General features: G+C 42.0%; 15 protein-coding genes. 9 read left to right on the plus strand and 6 right to left on the minus strand.

Annotated features, from left to right (window positions below; all coding sequences use genetic code 11):
* Positions 1-1,092, minus strand: a complete 1,092-nt coding sequence (locus KEJ24_05270) for a glycosyltransferase (protein ID MBS7647226.1) — start codon at positions 1,090-1,092, stop codon at positions 1-3.
* 197 nt (positions 1,093-1,289) lie between these two features.
* Between KEJ24_05270 and KEJ24_05275 the strand changes: the two genes are divergently transcribed.
* Both KEJ24_05275 and KEJ24_05280 read left to right on the plus strand, forming a co-directional pair.
* Entirely contained in the window at positions 1,290-2,483 is a 1,194-nt protein-coding gene (locus KEJ24_05275; GenBank protein ID MBS7647227.1) for a DNA primase small subunit PriS, read from the plus strand.
* The gene (locus tag KEJ24_05280; GenBank protein MBS7647228.1) at positions 2,484-3,020 is read left to right on the plus strand and encodes a hypothetical protein; all 537 of its coding nucleotides are present in this window, start codon (positions 2,484-2,486) and stop codon (positions 3,018-3,020) included.
* On the opposite strand, the gene KEJ24_05285 is transcribed toward KEJ24_05280, so the two are convergent.
* Positions 2,983-4,047, minus strand: a complete 1,065-nt coding sequence (locus KEJ24_05285; protein ID MBS7647229.1) for an archaeosortase/exosortase family protein — start codon at positions 4,045-4,047, stop codon at positions 2,983-2,985. The genes KEJ24_05280 and KEJ24_05285 overlap by 38 nt on opposite strands.
* An 81-nt stretch (positions 4,048-4,128) precedes the next feature.
* On the opposite strand from KEJ24_05285, the gene KEJ24_05290 reads away from it, so the two are divergent.
* From KEJ24_05290 to KEJ24_05320, 7 genes are all read left to right on the plus strand, one after another.
* The gene (locus tag KEJ24_05290) at positions 4,129-4,362 is read left to right on the plus strand and encodes a hypothetical protein (protein ID MBS7647230.1); all 234 of its coding nucleotides are present in this window, start codon (positions 4,129-4,131) and stop codon (positions 4,360-4,362) included.
* Between the two features lie 65 nt (positions 4,363-4,427).
* Positions 4,428-4,703 (plus strand): 50S ribosomal protein L44e, encoded by a 276-nt coding sequence (locus KEJ24_05295; GenBank protein MBS7647231.1) that lies wholly within the window; start codon positions 4,428-4,430, stop codon positions 4,701-4,703.
* Positions 4,704-4,720: 17 nt separating this feature from the next.
* A complete protein-coding gene (locus KEJ24_05300) occupies positions 4,721-4,918 on the plus strand; it encodes a 30S ribosomal protein S27e (GenBank protein MBS7647232.1) in 198 nt (65 codons plus the stop codon).
* Positions 4,919-4,932: 14 nt separating this feature from the next.
* Positions 4,933-5,721 (plus strand): translation initiation factor IF-2 subunit alpha, encoded by a 789-nt coding sequence (locus tag KEJ24_05305; GenBank protein MBS7647233.1) that lies wholly within the window; start codon positions 4,933-4,935, stop codon positions 5,719-5,721.
* Positions 5,721-5,885, plus strand: a complete 165-nt coding sequence (locus KEJ24_05310; GenBank protein ID MBS7647234.1) for an RNA-protein complex protein Nop10 — start codon at positions 5,721-5,723, stop codon at positions 5,883-5,885. The genes KEJ24_05305 and KEJ24_05310 overlap by 1 nt, the downstream gene beginning before the upstream one ends.
* Complete coding sequence (locus KEJ24_05315; GenBank protein MBS7647235.1) at positions 5,882-6,655, plus strand: proteasome assembly chaperone family protein; 774 nt, start codon at positions 5,882-5,884, stop codon at positions 6,653-6,655. The genes KEJ24_05310 and KEJ24_05315 overlap by 4 nt, the downstream gene beginning before the upstream one ends.
* An 871-nt stretch (positions 6,656-7,526) precedes the next feature.
* Positions 7,527-8,060 (plus strand): hypothetical protein, encoded by a 534-nt coding sequence (locus KEJ24_05320; protein MBS7647236.1) that lies wholly within the window; start codon positions 7,527-7,529, stop codon positions 8,058-8,060.
* A 19-nt stretch (positions 8,061-8,079) separates the two neighbouring features.
* On the opposite strand, the gene KEJ24_05325 is transcribed toward KEJ24_05320, so the two are convergent.
* The 4 genes from KEJ24_05325 to KEJ24_05340 all read right to left on the minus strand — a co-directional run bounded on the left by KEJ24_05325 (position 8,080) and on the right by KEJ24_05340 (position 13,736).
* Positions 8,080-10,122, minus strand: a complete 2,043-nt coding sequence (locus KEJ24_05325) for a minichromosome maintenance protein MCM (protein ID MBS7647237.1) — start codon at positions 10,120-10,122, stop codon at positions 8,080-8,082.
* A complete protein-coding gene (locus KEJ24_05330) occupies positions 10,106-10,690 on the minus strand; it encodes a DNA replication complex GINS family protein (GenBank protein MBS7647238.1) in 585 nt (194 codons plus the stop codon). The genes KEJ24_05325 and KEJ24_05330 overlap by 17 nt, the downstream gene beginning before the upstream one ends.
* 105 nt (positions 10,691-10,795) lie before the next feature.
* Positions 10,796-12,046, minus strand: coding sequence for a Glu/Leu/Phe/Val dehydrogenase (locus tag KEJ24_05335; protein MBS7647239.1), 1,251 nt, complete (start codon positions 12,044-12,046; stop codon positions 10,796-10,798).
* A gap of 82 nt (positions 12,047-12,128) precedes the next feature.
* Complete coding sequence (locus tag KEJ24_05340; GenBank protein MBS7647240.1) at positions 12,129-13,736, minus strand: FMN-binding glutamate synthase family protein; 1,608 nt, start codon at positions 13,734-13,736, stop codon at positions 12,129-12,131.
* Positions 13,737-13,855 lie beyond the last annotated feature (119 nt).

Here is a 13,855-nt window from a genome sequence, read left to right on the forward strand (position 1 = left end):
TTAAGTGTCCAGTTCTTCAAGGAACTTAAGCCACTGCTTAGCGATTTTTTTCAAATCAAATTCTAATGCCCTTTGTCTACATTTGCTTCTCGTAATTTGCGGGTAGCCTTTTCTCCATATTTCACAAGCAACTTTTACTAACTCCTCATCACTGTTTGCAACCCATCCTGTTTGTCCATTAATCACAGTTTCGCATGGCCCCTGTCTGTTATAAGTTAGAACTGGTGTTCCGCATGCCATGCTTTCCGTGGGTACGTAGCCAAAGGGCTCATGAGTGAATGTAAAAAGCGTATAAAGAGCATTTGAATATAACTCAACAAGCTCCTCATTGGTTAACTTTCCCAATATTTCAATGTTTGGATGTCTAAGAATGTAAGCCGGTACATAATGCATTTTTGAACCAAAGGCCTTAATTTTTACACCTCTATCAGCCACTTTTTTGATCGCTTGGAATTTTGCTTCCTTACCGTATATTCCAAAATATGTTAAAACGTAACTGCCCGAGGGGCTTGAAGTTGTAGGCCTGAAAAAGCTACAGTCCAGCGGAGGATAAATAACACTATCTACGTTAACACCCAAGTCTTCATACATTGACTTACAAAACTTTGAGTTGGCTACAAAGAAATTCGATATTTTGCGGCATCTCCATATCATCCTCTTTTCTAAACTTTTCAAAAACCATAATACTGGTCCATAGAAATAGCGATACCGGTTTGGCATTTCTGAACGCATATCCTCAAGTGCTCGAGTCATAGGACCTTGAGCGTAGTAAACATGAGACTTCACCATTACAGATGACGAGAAATTAATTGTTAAAGAATCCTCGGGGAGACATAGTGCGTCAGAGGTCTTTAAAAGACAACGTAACCATGCTTCAAAAGTTGGCAATTGCGGTGTAATAAAAAAGTTCATGTTTAACTCCGCTACTTCGACGCGTTCCCCAATGAGCCTTCTCACATCCTCGCTAACTTTTGGGGATACTATTACAACATCGAATCCACATCCACTGAATTCCATGGATAGCAAAAGTGGGGGCCTTACAGACCCATAGCTTGTTACAAGGGGGTCTGTAACTAGGAACACTTTTTTCATGATCTAAACATCTCAATAACAGTGTTGCCCGGGTCAATTATCTGGATGATGGATAAGTGAATAATATAAAAATTCTTTCTCTAGAGCCTATTTTAGAACACAAAATCGGTGAATGTTCTTCGGTGAGATTTTTAGGTTTAGGTTATATTTAGTTTATGTTTATGTAATAGGTAATTAATAGGAGAGAAGTAAAAGGATTGAATCAAAGGTCTTACAACTTTGTTCGAAGCTTGTTTAGCGAATACTACAAGCAGGAATATCTTTCAGAGGGGCCATCAAGGATAGAAAAGCGTGAATTCGGCTTCACTCTTTTTGAGGGCTTCATGCTTCGTCACAAGAGTTTCAATAATCCTGAAGAGCTTAGGGACTTTCTGAAAGCTTCCACCCCTATGGACGCCTATTACTCTTGTGCATACTATGAAAATCCAACCGCAGAGATGGACCAGAAGGGGTGGCTGGGTGCAGACTTAATCTTCGACGTTGACGCCGATCATATACCGACAAATTGTGACAAGGTTCATGATGAATGGGTTTGCGGCACATGTGGTTTTATCGGGAAAGGAATAACACCGGAAAAATGTCCAATATGCAACGGCGAAAAATTTAATGTGACCACATGGCCTTGCGAGATATGCCTTGAATCTGCAAAATTGGAAACAATGAAACTTCTAGATATGTTAATGGACGATTTCGGTCTGTCTGACAGAGAGATCAAAGTGTTTTTCTCGGGGCACCGTGGCTATCACATACATGTTGAAAATGAAACTATTTTAACCTTAGATGTCCATGCGCGAAAGGAGATTGTTGATTATGTGACAGGCTTGGGCTTAAAGGCTTCTCCGTTTGGTATGAATAAATACTTTTTGCGAGGATGGAACAAGCGTCTTAAAGATGGAATTTCGGAATTTATCAAAAACGCGGAAGAGGATAGCCTCAAAAAAATTGGCATAAAAGGAAACGTGGCCAAAGTAATAGTGGAGAATAAAAGTATTCTCCTAAAAAACTTGTCTTCTGGAGCATGGGGAAGTATTAAAGGTGTTGGGCTTCAGACAATAAAGAGAATAGAGGAGCATGTTTCAAAGGTGCAGTCTGCAAAAATTGACACAGTCGTGACCAGCGACATACACCGATTAATTCGACTGCCTGAAACGTTACATGGCAAAACCGGCCTTAAAAAAACATGGCTTCCTACAAACGAAATTGAAAGGTTTGATCCTTTCGATAAAGCCACGGCCTTCCCAAAAGGCACGGTGACAGTTTTTGTAATAGACGCGCCGAAATTTAGGCTTAAGAACGAAACATTTGGCCCGTACAAAAACCAGAGACTAAATTTGCCAATACATGCTGCTATGTTGCTTATCTGCAAGAATAAAGCCGAGGTGGTGGGATAGGTGTATGGCGATCTGCTTGAAATTTGGAAAAATGAGTTAAAAACTAATGAGCTCACAAAACTTCCTAAAGACTTTGTTCAAAAAGTCGCAGAATACCTTAAAGAAATAGATAAAGAAAGTAAAATGCTTGATAAAAAGACAGTGAAAGCGAGTCTTCTAAATATAGAGGCACTTAACATTAAACGCATGCTAAATGAAATAATGCGCATCCGTCGACATAAGTTAATTAAAAAGGCTTTAAGAGGTGAGAAAATTTCTGAGCTTCTATCTTTTGAAGAAGAGTTTTACTCAAAACTTGCGCCATTATTGGAGCTCCATCAGGAATCCGTGAGAAATGTATTAATGGGACGTGGTGCGGCAACCAAAATTGAACACAAGTACTTTGTCTTGCGCTTTTTGGCTGAAATCCCCGAAATAATCGGGTCTGATATGAAAGTTTACGGTCCCTTTAAGGCTGAAGATGTTGCTGTATTACCTGTTGAGAACGCCAAGATATTTGTTAAACAAGGTCTCGCTGTAAGTGTTGAGATCTGCTGAGATGCTTTCTTAACCTCCATGACTCTCGCAGAGATTGAGTTCCGAGGATTATTAATGGATAGATCGTAATCCATATAATAGAATATAATGGTCCATAATAGTCGTGGAACTTTATCCAGTCTCCTCCATTGATAGCTATAATAAAGATTGAGACTATCCTTATTATATTGATGAAGTATGTGACTACTGCACCTACCAAAAAGCAAGCGATGGAAGCTTTCAGTGAGAACGAACTTTTTTTTAAAAATAATACAACTATCGTTGAGTATAGTAGTAAGCTATCTACTCCAGCGCAGGGCCAACCGACACCGAATCCGACCAAAGGGTTCCCTTGAAGATTATACACGCTTAAAACCGTTAGTGAGCCATATTTTGGATTTACCATCATTGTGATCGACGTTCTGAATCCCATAGCGTTAAGGATATTTGCCGCTAATTGAGTTGTTGTTGGTACGACTATCTGAAAAGGAGTAAATTTGCCATAAGGATATAAATCATCTACAAGATATACCAATCCAATGATCCCAAGGAAAAAAGTTGAAACCGAATATTTAGAAAGTTTTTCGATGCCATATTCAGAGAGAATTATTAAACTTAATGAAACAGTGAAAACTAGATATTCTATAGCTAATGGCATCCTGACGGCAGAATCGCGATCTATCCCACGTTGAAGTGCAAAGTCTATGATAGATGTATTTAAGCCAATGTAACTTGTTACAACCGCATAAATTGTTGGAATGGCACAAGATATCAGCAGGAGTAACGCTTTCATGATGTTCTTCTTGAATTTATCTCCCTCTAATTCCTCCCAACTAATTATGGTTTCCAGCACCATAAGCCACGTAAAGAATAGGTAGTACGTCCGTCCCTTCCACGTCATATCAAAAGAGGCTGGATAAAAGTAATATAAGATTAAGAAGGGTGAGATGAAGGCAAACACTGGTATAAGTTTTTTAACCGCCAATCTCATTGCTTTAAATTGTAGTCTCATGCCAGTTAAACCTAAATTTTCTTTTGTTCCCTGCATCACGTTTTTATTTTGCCTACTAAGATTTAAACTTTGAAACTTAAATAAGAGAAGAGCATTTTAGTGTATGGTCAGGAGATTATGAAATTTAGGGAGGGCTTTGTCGAAAGTTTCTTGGTTTTGGGCTTCGCAATTTTTATTGCTGGTTTATTAACCGGTATTTTGGCAGTCGCCCTTGTGAATTTAAATTTGGATTCTGCTGCGCTTGTTATGATGTTTTCGCTTGGTTTTTTGCTGGGTATACTCACTATTGCTCTTGTGCTTGTCTCCGTGAAACTTTTAGGGCTGGAAAAAACTTCAAGCAATCTTCCGTAACATGGCCTAAACTAGAAAAAGGTATAAGTGTATGTGTGTTTTCCTCTCTAGAGAAAGGGGTTCATATGAACGTGCCCAAGGAAATCAGAACCTATTGTCCAAGGTGTAGGACACATCAAGTTCACGCTGTTTCGCTCTATAAAGCTGGTAAGCGTAGAGCTCTTGCTAAGGGTGAGCGCCATCACGAACGCGAAAAAAGGGGCTATGGTGGACAAAAGTACCCTCTTCAGCGGAGATTTGCCAAAACCACCAAGAAACAGACCTTAAAGTTAAAGTGCAAAGCTTGCGGTTATACACGACATAAAGAGGGGATCCGCTTAAGGAAGCTTGTAATAGCCTAAATTGTAGAGTGATCCTTATGGCAGAGTGGGAGAAACTTATTCCAAAACCCAAAAGCAGCTTTTTGAGGGTAAAATGTTTAAAGTGCGGTAATGAGCAGATGGTTTTCAGTCACACCGTGAACAAGGTTAACTGTAACGTTTGCGGAGCCGAATTGGCAGAACCATCTGGCGGAAAAGCTGTTATTAAAGGAGAGGTTGCTGCGGTTTTTGAGTAAAAGACGGTGAAGTCATGGTTTTAAGAAAACAAGAATGGCCTGAAGTCGGCGACTTGGTTATCTGCACCGTTGAATCCGTCATGGATTACGGAGCTTATGTAAGACTTGATGAATTTGATAAAAAGGGTCTTTTGCACATTTCTGAGGTTGCGTCCTCCTGGATTAGGAATATACGGGATTATGTGCGTGAAGGGCAAAAAGTGGTTTTGAAGGTTTTGCGGGTTGATCAGGAAAAAGGGCACATAGACCTGTCCTTAAGAAGAGTTACTAAACGGGAAAAAATTGAGAAGATGCTTTCTTGGAAGAGAGAGCGGAAAGCCGAGGGGCTACTCCGCAGCGTTGCCGAAAAAGTCAACATGTCTGTTGAAGAACTTTACGAAAAAGCCGGAGCGCTTATCGACGCGAAATACGGTTTATATGAGGGCTTTGAAAAAGCTGCAATGGAAGGCGTAGAAGTTTTGACGAAGATAGGTGTACCTGAAAACCTTGCAGAAGTCTTCGTTGAAGTAGCGAGGGAAAAAATCCGTGTACCCATGGTAAAAATTAAGGGCATTGTGGAACTTCGCTGTTTAAGACCTGATGGTGTTAAAGTCATTAAGGAAGCCTTCTTGAGCGCTAAGAAAGCTGAAAAAGTACGAAATGCAAAAATTAGGTTTTACGTTATGGCTGCGCCAAAATATTGTATCGAGGTTTCAGCCGACAACTACAAACATGCAGAAACCATCCTACAAAAAGTTGCGGAAAACGTTGTCTTAAACGTTGTTAAGGCTGGCGGACAGGGAGCATTTAGAAGGGAGAAATAGTGGTTTGGCTTTTAAGAAAATGTGAGAAGTGTGGAAAATACACGCTTAAAAGGGATAAATGTCCTTATTGTGGAGGGGTAGTTCGGATACCGCATCCTCCAAAGTTTTCGCCAGAGGACAAATACTTAAAATATAGAATGGCCGTGAAGGAGGCTTCAGGTTGAAGGAAACCTTCATCAAAGAATTAACAAAAGTTGATTTGAAAAATCCTGTAATGATTGAAGGGCTTCCTGGTCTCGGGCTTGTCGGAAAAATAGCCATCCGATACTTAGTTAAACAATTAAAAGCCCAAAAACTTGCGCACCTTTATTCTCCTCACTTCCCATACTTTGTACTTGTAAGCAAAAGAGGGAATGTTAGACTTTTGCGGGGCGCTTTCTACTTTTGGAAAAATGAAGCAGAAAAAAACGATTTAATTCTATTCACTGGTGACAGTCAAGCCCAAACAATTGAGGGACAGTATGAAATTTCAAACGCTATATTGGACTTTGCCAAAAGGCAAAACGTGAAGTTAATTGTTACTATCGGCGGCTACAGGGTAGAAGCAAAAGACAAGCCAAAAGTTATAGCTGCAGCTACCAGCCAAGACCTTCTTGAGCGCGCCATTAAGGCTGGTGCCCTAATAAGTTCCGTTGGAAGTCCTATTGTTGGAACCGCCGGCCTTATTTTGGGTTTGGCACCTTTTAAGAAAATTGACGCCCTTTGCCTTTTAGGCGAAACGAGAGGATACCTTCCCGATCCCAAAGCGGCTAAAAGCGTTTTGGAGGTTTTGATTAATTTCCTAGGGATAAACGTTGATTTGGCTGGTTTAGACGAGGAAATAGCAAAGGCTGAGAGCATGGTTGCCCGCTTACAGAAGATTGAGGAGAAGAGAGCTCTTCAAGCAGAGGAAATGCGAAGAGAAGAAGACAAGAAGATAACTTATATATCATAAATAAAAAATCAGAGAACGGCTGTACATCGCTTTTAATTATTTCAACTATTCTTTCGGCAACATCGCCACCTCCAAATGGGGATTTGTCAGCAACTCATATTGATTGTTTAATGTTTCTTTATGGCTTTTAATTATGCTATGTTTGTCCGCGCTACAACTTTCGCAAATCCAGATTCAATAGCTTCTGGTCTTTCGGTTGAAAGGCGCAAAACCAATACTTTTTCCTTATATGTGGAGCTTGACCTCTTCTCCCAAACGGATTCCCTTCTAAGATTTGTTTCAGTATTTTTGTAGATGCAAACAGATCGGTGGACATGTGATCGATTAATCGTCCTGTTATGTTCTGGCATGTGAAATCAAAGCTTTCAACTCAACTCCCACATGTCCTATGGGTATCTAAGTTTAGCTGATACCAATGGTGTTGCGAGACCCCGTTTGTATACCTTCAACAGGACTAACGTTGGTTTCGTCTTCTTCAGCAACTATTCCATGTTGGCAAGTATATGGGGACCTTTGCTCTTCCAGGAGTACACCCTAACTTTTAGTTATAATCTGTTTCGTGGTTCAAGCTCTTCAATGAACTGCTGAGACACTCCGTAATAATAATGTTGTCATATTAGCAAATGGACTCCTTTCTATTTTTAATTTCTCGAAAAAGGGGGCTTACGCTTACAAATAAACCTTAATTCAGATACTTCTGTAAAGTCATAACCTTTGATTAATCGTTTTAATTAAAATTGTTGGGTTGCGTTATTTTCTGTGACATACAAAGCATCTTACTTTCCTTTTTTATTTACTTTGGTTCAGCAAAAGCCATGTTGGAGATGAAAGTATGTGGCTACTGAAAAATAATGGGAAGGGGCTCAGTGTTGTGGTGACAACTCTAATAATTTTAGTGGTGTCAGTGTTGCTTGCAACCATTGTTACATTTTATGCTATAAACGTGGTTACAACAAGGGTACAGGAAGAATCACTACACATATCCAAACAACATGTGTGGTATAATGCAACTGGCGGTTGGTCCGTTGCAGCGTTAGTGATTATTGATGCTGGTGGAAGAGACGTTGTGATCGATAAGATATCGGTGAGAGGACGGGAGTGTCCTTGGTCAACTGTATATTATTGGAGAACCGAAGGAACAATATCAGCTGACTTAAATGTTACAATAGTCAAACCTAGTGAGATGTCCGCTGCTCAGTGGCGGCAGATATTCACATATCTAGACAATGACGAAACGTTTTCCCAAGCATCAAGCGATTTAACGTTAAGGTCTGGTTGGACCATGGTCATATACATAGAGAATCCTGACAGTATTGCATCTAATGATGTGGGCAAGACTGTTGGCATAACGGTGTTCACTGCTAATGCACAATATTACGTTGAAGCTAATGTAGAAGCCACTTAATAACGTTGCAGCATTTTTTCTAAGTCTTCTTTAGGAAACCTTCTCTAGGTTCGTAGATTGTTCCTTCGCGTTGCAATTGTGCGATTAAGCGTTCAATTTCGTTCCTTGGAATGTTGTATTCTGCTTCGAGTCTATTAATTAGCGCGGCTTTTTCAACCATGCCTATTTCTCTTTCCATTTCAGCTAGCACTGAGAGCAGTATTTGCAATTTGTCTCTAAGGCTTTTCGGTTTTCCAGTCATTATTAAATCTATGTCAATCTTATGGGAGGACAAGTCTATGCCAACTTCTTCAAGAGACCTCTTCATTATAGTTATGGCTGCTTCTGCGTCCTCAGCTAAAACTTCTGTACGGAGGGCTGCACGGGCACGGGCCTCGGCTAAACGTATAAGAGATTCCAGTTGACGGGCGGTTATAGCTATTGGTGAGCCCTCTGATTCGCTTGCCGATCGCATGGTTAAATAGAAGTCCTTTATGCGGCGGAGGGCGTCATCGGTTAAGACAGGCTTTATGCTTTTTGCATAGCTTATGTATTTCCTTAGAAGGTCTGTTGGTATAGGGGGCTCCACGGGATTTGAACCTCTGCGGTGGATTTCAAGGATGTGTTCCGACATTTTGCCGTCTACTTCTTTATTCGGCACATCCCTTAACACAAATATTAGATCAAACCTCGATAGAATCGTGACTGGCAAGGAAATGTTTTCTGTTATTGTTCTACGCGGTTCGTATCTTCCTAGAGCCGGGTTTGCTGCTGCCAATATCGCGGTTCTTGCGTTTAGAGTGGCTACTATACCGCCTTTCGCTACAGAAACCGTATGCTGTTCCATGGCCTCGTGAATCGCCACACGATCTTCTGGGCGCATTTTATCTAGTTCGTCAATGCAGGCTATTCCTTTGTCAGCCAGCACTAGCGCTCCAGCCTCGAGGCTCATTCCACCGCCTTTTTCGCGGATCACCGCCGCTGTTAAGCCAGCAGCCGTCGTTCCCCTACCAGAAGTGTATAGTCCTCTTGGGGCAATCCGTGCCACATACTGTAGAAGCTGGGATTTCGCCGTTCCAGGATCGCCTACCAGAAGGACGTTTAACTCTCCTCTTATAGATATGTCTGGAAGAGTTTTCGGGACACCTCCGAAAAGAAGGTACATTATCGCTTCCTTGACGTGTTCATAGCCATAAATGGAAGGAGCTATGGAGTTTATTATTCTTCTGTGTATCCATGGATCTTTAGCCAACTCCAGAATTTGTTTCTCCTCCTCTGGGGATGGCAGTGTTGCTTCTGGTTCTTTCCCCAAAACTTCGATGGAGTTTGCATCTAAATGTAAAGCAAAAACGCGGAGCTTTCCAATCTTGGGCATGGTTGGAGCTGCCGCTCGGACAACACCAACTATTGAAACATGGTCACCCGGTCTGGCCACATCCACAATTTCGCTTCCAACAAGCTTCACATGTAATGTTCGTGGCAACTGTCCCGGTGGGAGGTCTTCTGGGCGCTCTTGTAAACGGAGGTCTTGGGAGTCTATGAATGTGGATTCTTCTTGCACGAAATCGAAGGGGCCTTTTCGTTTACATTGAGGGTTTGCGCATGCAAATGGAGCTTTTAAAAATGGGCCTGTCTGGTCAACGTAGGTTAGTTCTCCACATCCGCGGCATTTGAAGGCTGCCCGCATGACCATGGGGCGGACTGGTGTTGAACGAACAACTATGCCTTCAACCATTACCAGTTTTCCAATATGAGCTGCACCAAGTTTCCGTAAAGGTGTAGGCTCCAAAAGTTTGACGATTCTAACAGTCGCTTGTTGTTTTTCCGCATATTCAGGAGCTTCTATAGCAAGCTGGTTTTGCGCTGCGTTGTCCGCGTGCTTCAAGTATTCATCCGGTTTCACTAAGAGTTTGTCTGCCAGCCTGTGATCGAAGGTTAAGATGTCTTCAAATTCAACTATAAGCGAAGTTTTTCCAGAAACTGCCAGTTGCGAAATTCTTTGGCGGTATTTCTCAGTCTTAAAAAGTTCTAGAAATCGCTCTTGTGGATCTATTATCTCCAATTCTTCAGTCATTTTCTCCATCTCTCCTTGCTTTTTCAAATTCTAGCAGCTGGTTTTTCCATTTGTGAATAAGCTTGTAGATGTGCTCGTAGAGGAGTCTTTCCTCCGCTGTAAGGTTTCGTAGGATGTGTTCTGGCTGGGCTGGAGCGGATGCAAGTGAAACAATTTTTTTCAGCCTTAAATTTACAATGTCAACTGCTAACTGTTTCACTTTTTCGTATTCTCGCATTTTTTCCGGTGTTTTTGCTGCTTCCGCTTCCAGCTTAGCGAGGTACCTGCGGAGTTTGGGGTAAAAGTCCTTTGGAAGCTCGGAAATCTGTCCAACTGTTTGAACTCGCTCCTTCCAATGTATTTTGTAGAGTTTAGATGAATCTAGCATTTCTTCACTTCGGAAGCGAACAACACCAAACTTTTCGAGTTCTCTTGCCATCCAATACAAAACTTCGTACTCATTCCCTTCCTCGAAGGGTCCAACAGCTACCCCAGCAAGCTTAATTTCTGGGCAATTGCGGTTAGCTATAACTTTGACTGGTGAATTTTCAAACATAAAGTCTAACGCCTTAATCTTGTAAGTGATATTTCCCTGCAATATGAGTTTCCCCTTTTCCAGCGGATTCTACTCGAATTTTATATAAAAAGTATAGCTTAAAAGGCTAAGGAAATTTTTAGGCTTCTTGAGATTCATGGCCGTTATTTAGGGCCATAGACCCAATGTTTTTATCGCCTCAGCCACCCGCCCCACTCCAAGCATTAATGCGGCTGTTCGCATGGGCTCTTCATAGTCTTTTGAAGTTTTGTGTACCTCGTTAAATGCCTTCACCATTTTTCTTTCAAGCTTCTGATTTACCTCTTCTAGAGTCCAATGTTCCCTTGTTAGGTTTTGAACCCATTCAAAATAGCTTGCCGTAACGCCACCGGAGTTTGCTAATATGTCTGGAATCACGAACACTCTTTTTTCATTAAGCACTTTGTCAGCCTCTGGAGTTGTCGGTCCGTTGGCTCCTTCTGCCACTATCTTTGCTTTTATTTTATCGGCGTTGGCCTTTTTTATTTGGTTTTCTAGGGCTGCCGGCACCAAGATATCACATTCCAACTCTAATAGTTCCTCGTTGGTGATGTTTCTGCACCCCTCCAAGTTTAGAACCGATCCTGTTTTCGTTTTATGCTCATAAACTTTGTATGGGTTCAATCCTTCTTTGCAGTAAACTCCTCCGCTTGAGTCGCTCACGCCCACCACTTTGCATCCCCATTCATAAGCGATTCTTGCAGCGTTCCATCCAACATTCCCAAATCCTTGGACCACAACTTTTGCCCCCTTCATTTTTAAGCCGAGAACCTTTGCAGCTTCCCTTACGCAGAACATAACGCCGAGGGAGGTGGCTTCAGTTCTTCCTTCGGAACCGCCGACACTTAAAGGCTTGCCAGTGACACATTCAGGGACACTGTAGCCTTTAAATTGACTATAGGTATCCATTATCCAGGCCATCGTCTGAGCGTCTGTATAGAGGTCAGGTGCCGGGACATCACGGTATGGCCCGATTATGTCTAGAATCAAGCTGACGTACCGTCTTGTTAATCGTTCAAGCTCGCTCCTTGACATTTCTTTTGGATTGCAGCATACTCCTCCCTTGGCTCCCCCATATGGAATGTCGACTACCGCGCACTTCCAGGTCATCCACATGGCTAACGCGGTGACCTCATCTAAAGTTACGTTCGGATGGTATCTTATGCCTCCTTTAAAAGGGCCTCTTGCATCATTATGCTGAACACGACAACCCAAGAAAGTTTTGATCACACCATTGTCCATTTTAATGTTTATAGAAACTATAAGCGTTCTTTTTGGATGTTTAAGCATTTCATGCAATCCTGAGTCAAGCTGAAGTTTTTCTGTAGCAACTTTTAATTGTTCCAGCGCAGTATCTAACGCGGAGTAGCTTCTTTCCATGAATTGCCTCCGAAACTATTCTTCTAAGAAGTCTTAAAAAGTTAGCTATTATGCGTAGAAGAAATGAGAAAAAGGTGGAAAGCTAGTCTAAAATTCTCTCAATGGCGTCTGCTTCTGCCTCGTGGGCTAACGGTATACCTGTTACTTTAGCTGCGAGTTCTGAGAGACTCATTAAGTCGTTTCTGTTGATTAGGTCTAGCCGCCATTTTCGGGCACCTGCTAGGAGTTGCTTTAACCCGACGCCTATGCGGTCAGTCAAGTATGTGTAGAGTGCCACAGCTTCCCATGGAATTTCCTTAAAGCGTTCGCCATACTTCTTTTTTAGTTCCGGAGCAGCTATGAAGAACTTCTCTGGAGTTGTTCCGAATTTGTCGGCGAAAGCTTTCGGAAGTTTTCCCTCTTCAGCCAACTGTTTGAAGTAGTTCGCTTTCATTACCGCGGTAAGTGGGGCGCGTCCCATCAAAACAGCTTTAACAAACGGTCCATCTCCAAAGTTGCTCATCGCTATGGCCTTGAAAATTTGTGTTTCGTTTATAAAACCTCCAGCCATGATTATGTCTGGTACATATCGGCCTTTTTTCTTTAATGTTTGGACGCATTTAAGCACGATGGCTTCTAAGTAGACTGTTGGTATGCCCATTTCATCCATCATTGGGACTGGGCTCATGCCTGTGCCGCCACCTGCGCCGTCAAAGTATACAGCATCTATTTTTGCTTCCGAAGCTATTTTTAGGGTATAGGCTACCGCTGAGGGTCTATAAGCACCTGTTTTGAGGGTTACATGTTTTGCTCCTTGCTTCCTCAACCATTCTATGTCTTCTATAACATCTTTTTCCTTTGGGATGCCTACCCTGCTGTGTCTTTCGAAGGATTTGAAAACGCCGTCCTTAAAGGCTTGCTGCACTGCCGGGTCTTCCGGGTCTGGAATTACCATATACCCTCTCTTCTTTAGCATTATTGCTTTTTCAATGTCTCTTACGCGAACTTCGCCTCCTATGGCTTTTGCCCCTTGCCCCCACTTTCTCTCTATAACATTAACCTCTAACTTTGAGATAGCGTAAACGTCTACACCAAGTCTCTGGTCTTCAACATTTGTTTGGACTGCTATTTCGCCGTATTTTCCATCCCAGAATTTTCTGAAAAGCTCAACCCTGCGCTTTAACTCCTTTGAGTATGTTACCTTACCATTCGTAAATTGAGCTTCAGGATCCATGCCGCAGACGTTTTCTCCCACAATTATCATGGCGCCTGAAAGGGCTGCGCCTATTGCTAAGCCTTCCCAGTTAAGTCTTGCAACGTCGGTGGAACCGAAGGCACCGCACAGTATAGGGATTTTAAGCGGTATGCCTCCAACTTTTGTTTCAATGTTCACATTTGGGAAAAGCGCTAAATCTGAGTTCTCTTCTATGCCAATAGCTTCAAACAAACCTGCCTGTATGTTGAAATGGGACCAGTCTAGCCCAAAGTCTTTTAGTGCCCCGGCAGTGCTATATCCGAATTGCACCGGTTCCGGATATAAGGCTTCTCTTCCTCTAAAGGCAGATAGGCTGATCTCACACATCACTGGACAATCGCGAATACAAATGGGGCACATTCCACTTGTTGGACTTGTGTCTTTAACTCGTGTTGTTGTTCCAGTGGTTGATTTTCCGTTTAAATACGAACTGTTTCTGAATACGCGTTCAGTCATTTCACATCACCCTTTTTGAATCTCAAATTATTCGCCAATTGAGCTCAGCTATTTATGCCGAGATTCGATATAAACTTGTTGTAAATCATTTATATACTAGATGATGAATGCTTTAGAAT

Source organism: Candidatus Bathyarchaeota archaeon, from assembly GCA_018396705.1.
Taxonomy (GTDB): domain Archaea; phylum Thermoproteota; class Bathyarchaeia; order Bathyarchaeales; family Bathycorpusculaceae; genus DRVP01.

Coding starts and splice junctions, on each gene's coding strand:
- KEJ24_05285 (MBS7647229.1), bottom strand. CDS start 4,047: ATGCAGGGAACAAAAGAAAATTTAGGTTTAACTGGCATGAGACTACAA.
- KEJ24_05325 (MBS7647237.1), bottom strand. CDS start 10,122: ATGGAGAAAATGACTGAAGAATTGGAGATAATAGATCCACAAGAGCGA.
- KEJ24_05305 (MBS7647233.1), top strand. CDS start 4,933: ATGGTTTTAAGAAAACAAGAATGGCCTGAAGTCGGCGACTTGGTTATC.
- KEJ24_05295 (MBS7647231.1), top strand. CDS start 4,428: ATGAACGTGCCCAAGGAAATCAGAACCTATTGTCCAAGGTGTAGGACA.
- KEJ24_05290 (MBS7647230.1), top strand. CDS start 4,129: ATGAAATTTAGGGAGGGCTTTGTCGAAAGTTTCTTGGTTTTGGGCTTC.
- KEJ24_05340 (MBS7647240.1), bottom strand. CDS start 13,736: ATGACTGAACGCGTATTCAGAAACAGTTCGTATTTAAACGGAAAATCA.
- KEJ24_05335 (MBS7647239.1), bottom strand. CDS start 12,046: ATGGAAAGAAGCTACTCCGCGTTAGATACTGCGCTGGAACAATTAAAA.
- KEJ24_05270 (MBS7647226.1), bottom strand. CDS start 1,092: ATGAAAAAAGTGTTCCTAGTTACAGACCCCCTTGTAACAAGCTATGGG.
- KEJ24_05300 (MBS7647232.1), top strand. CDS start 4,721: ATGGCAGAGTGGGAGAAACTTATTCCAAAACCCAAAAGCAGCTTTTTG.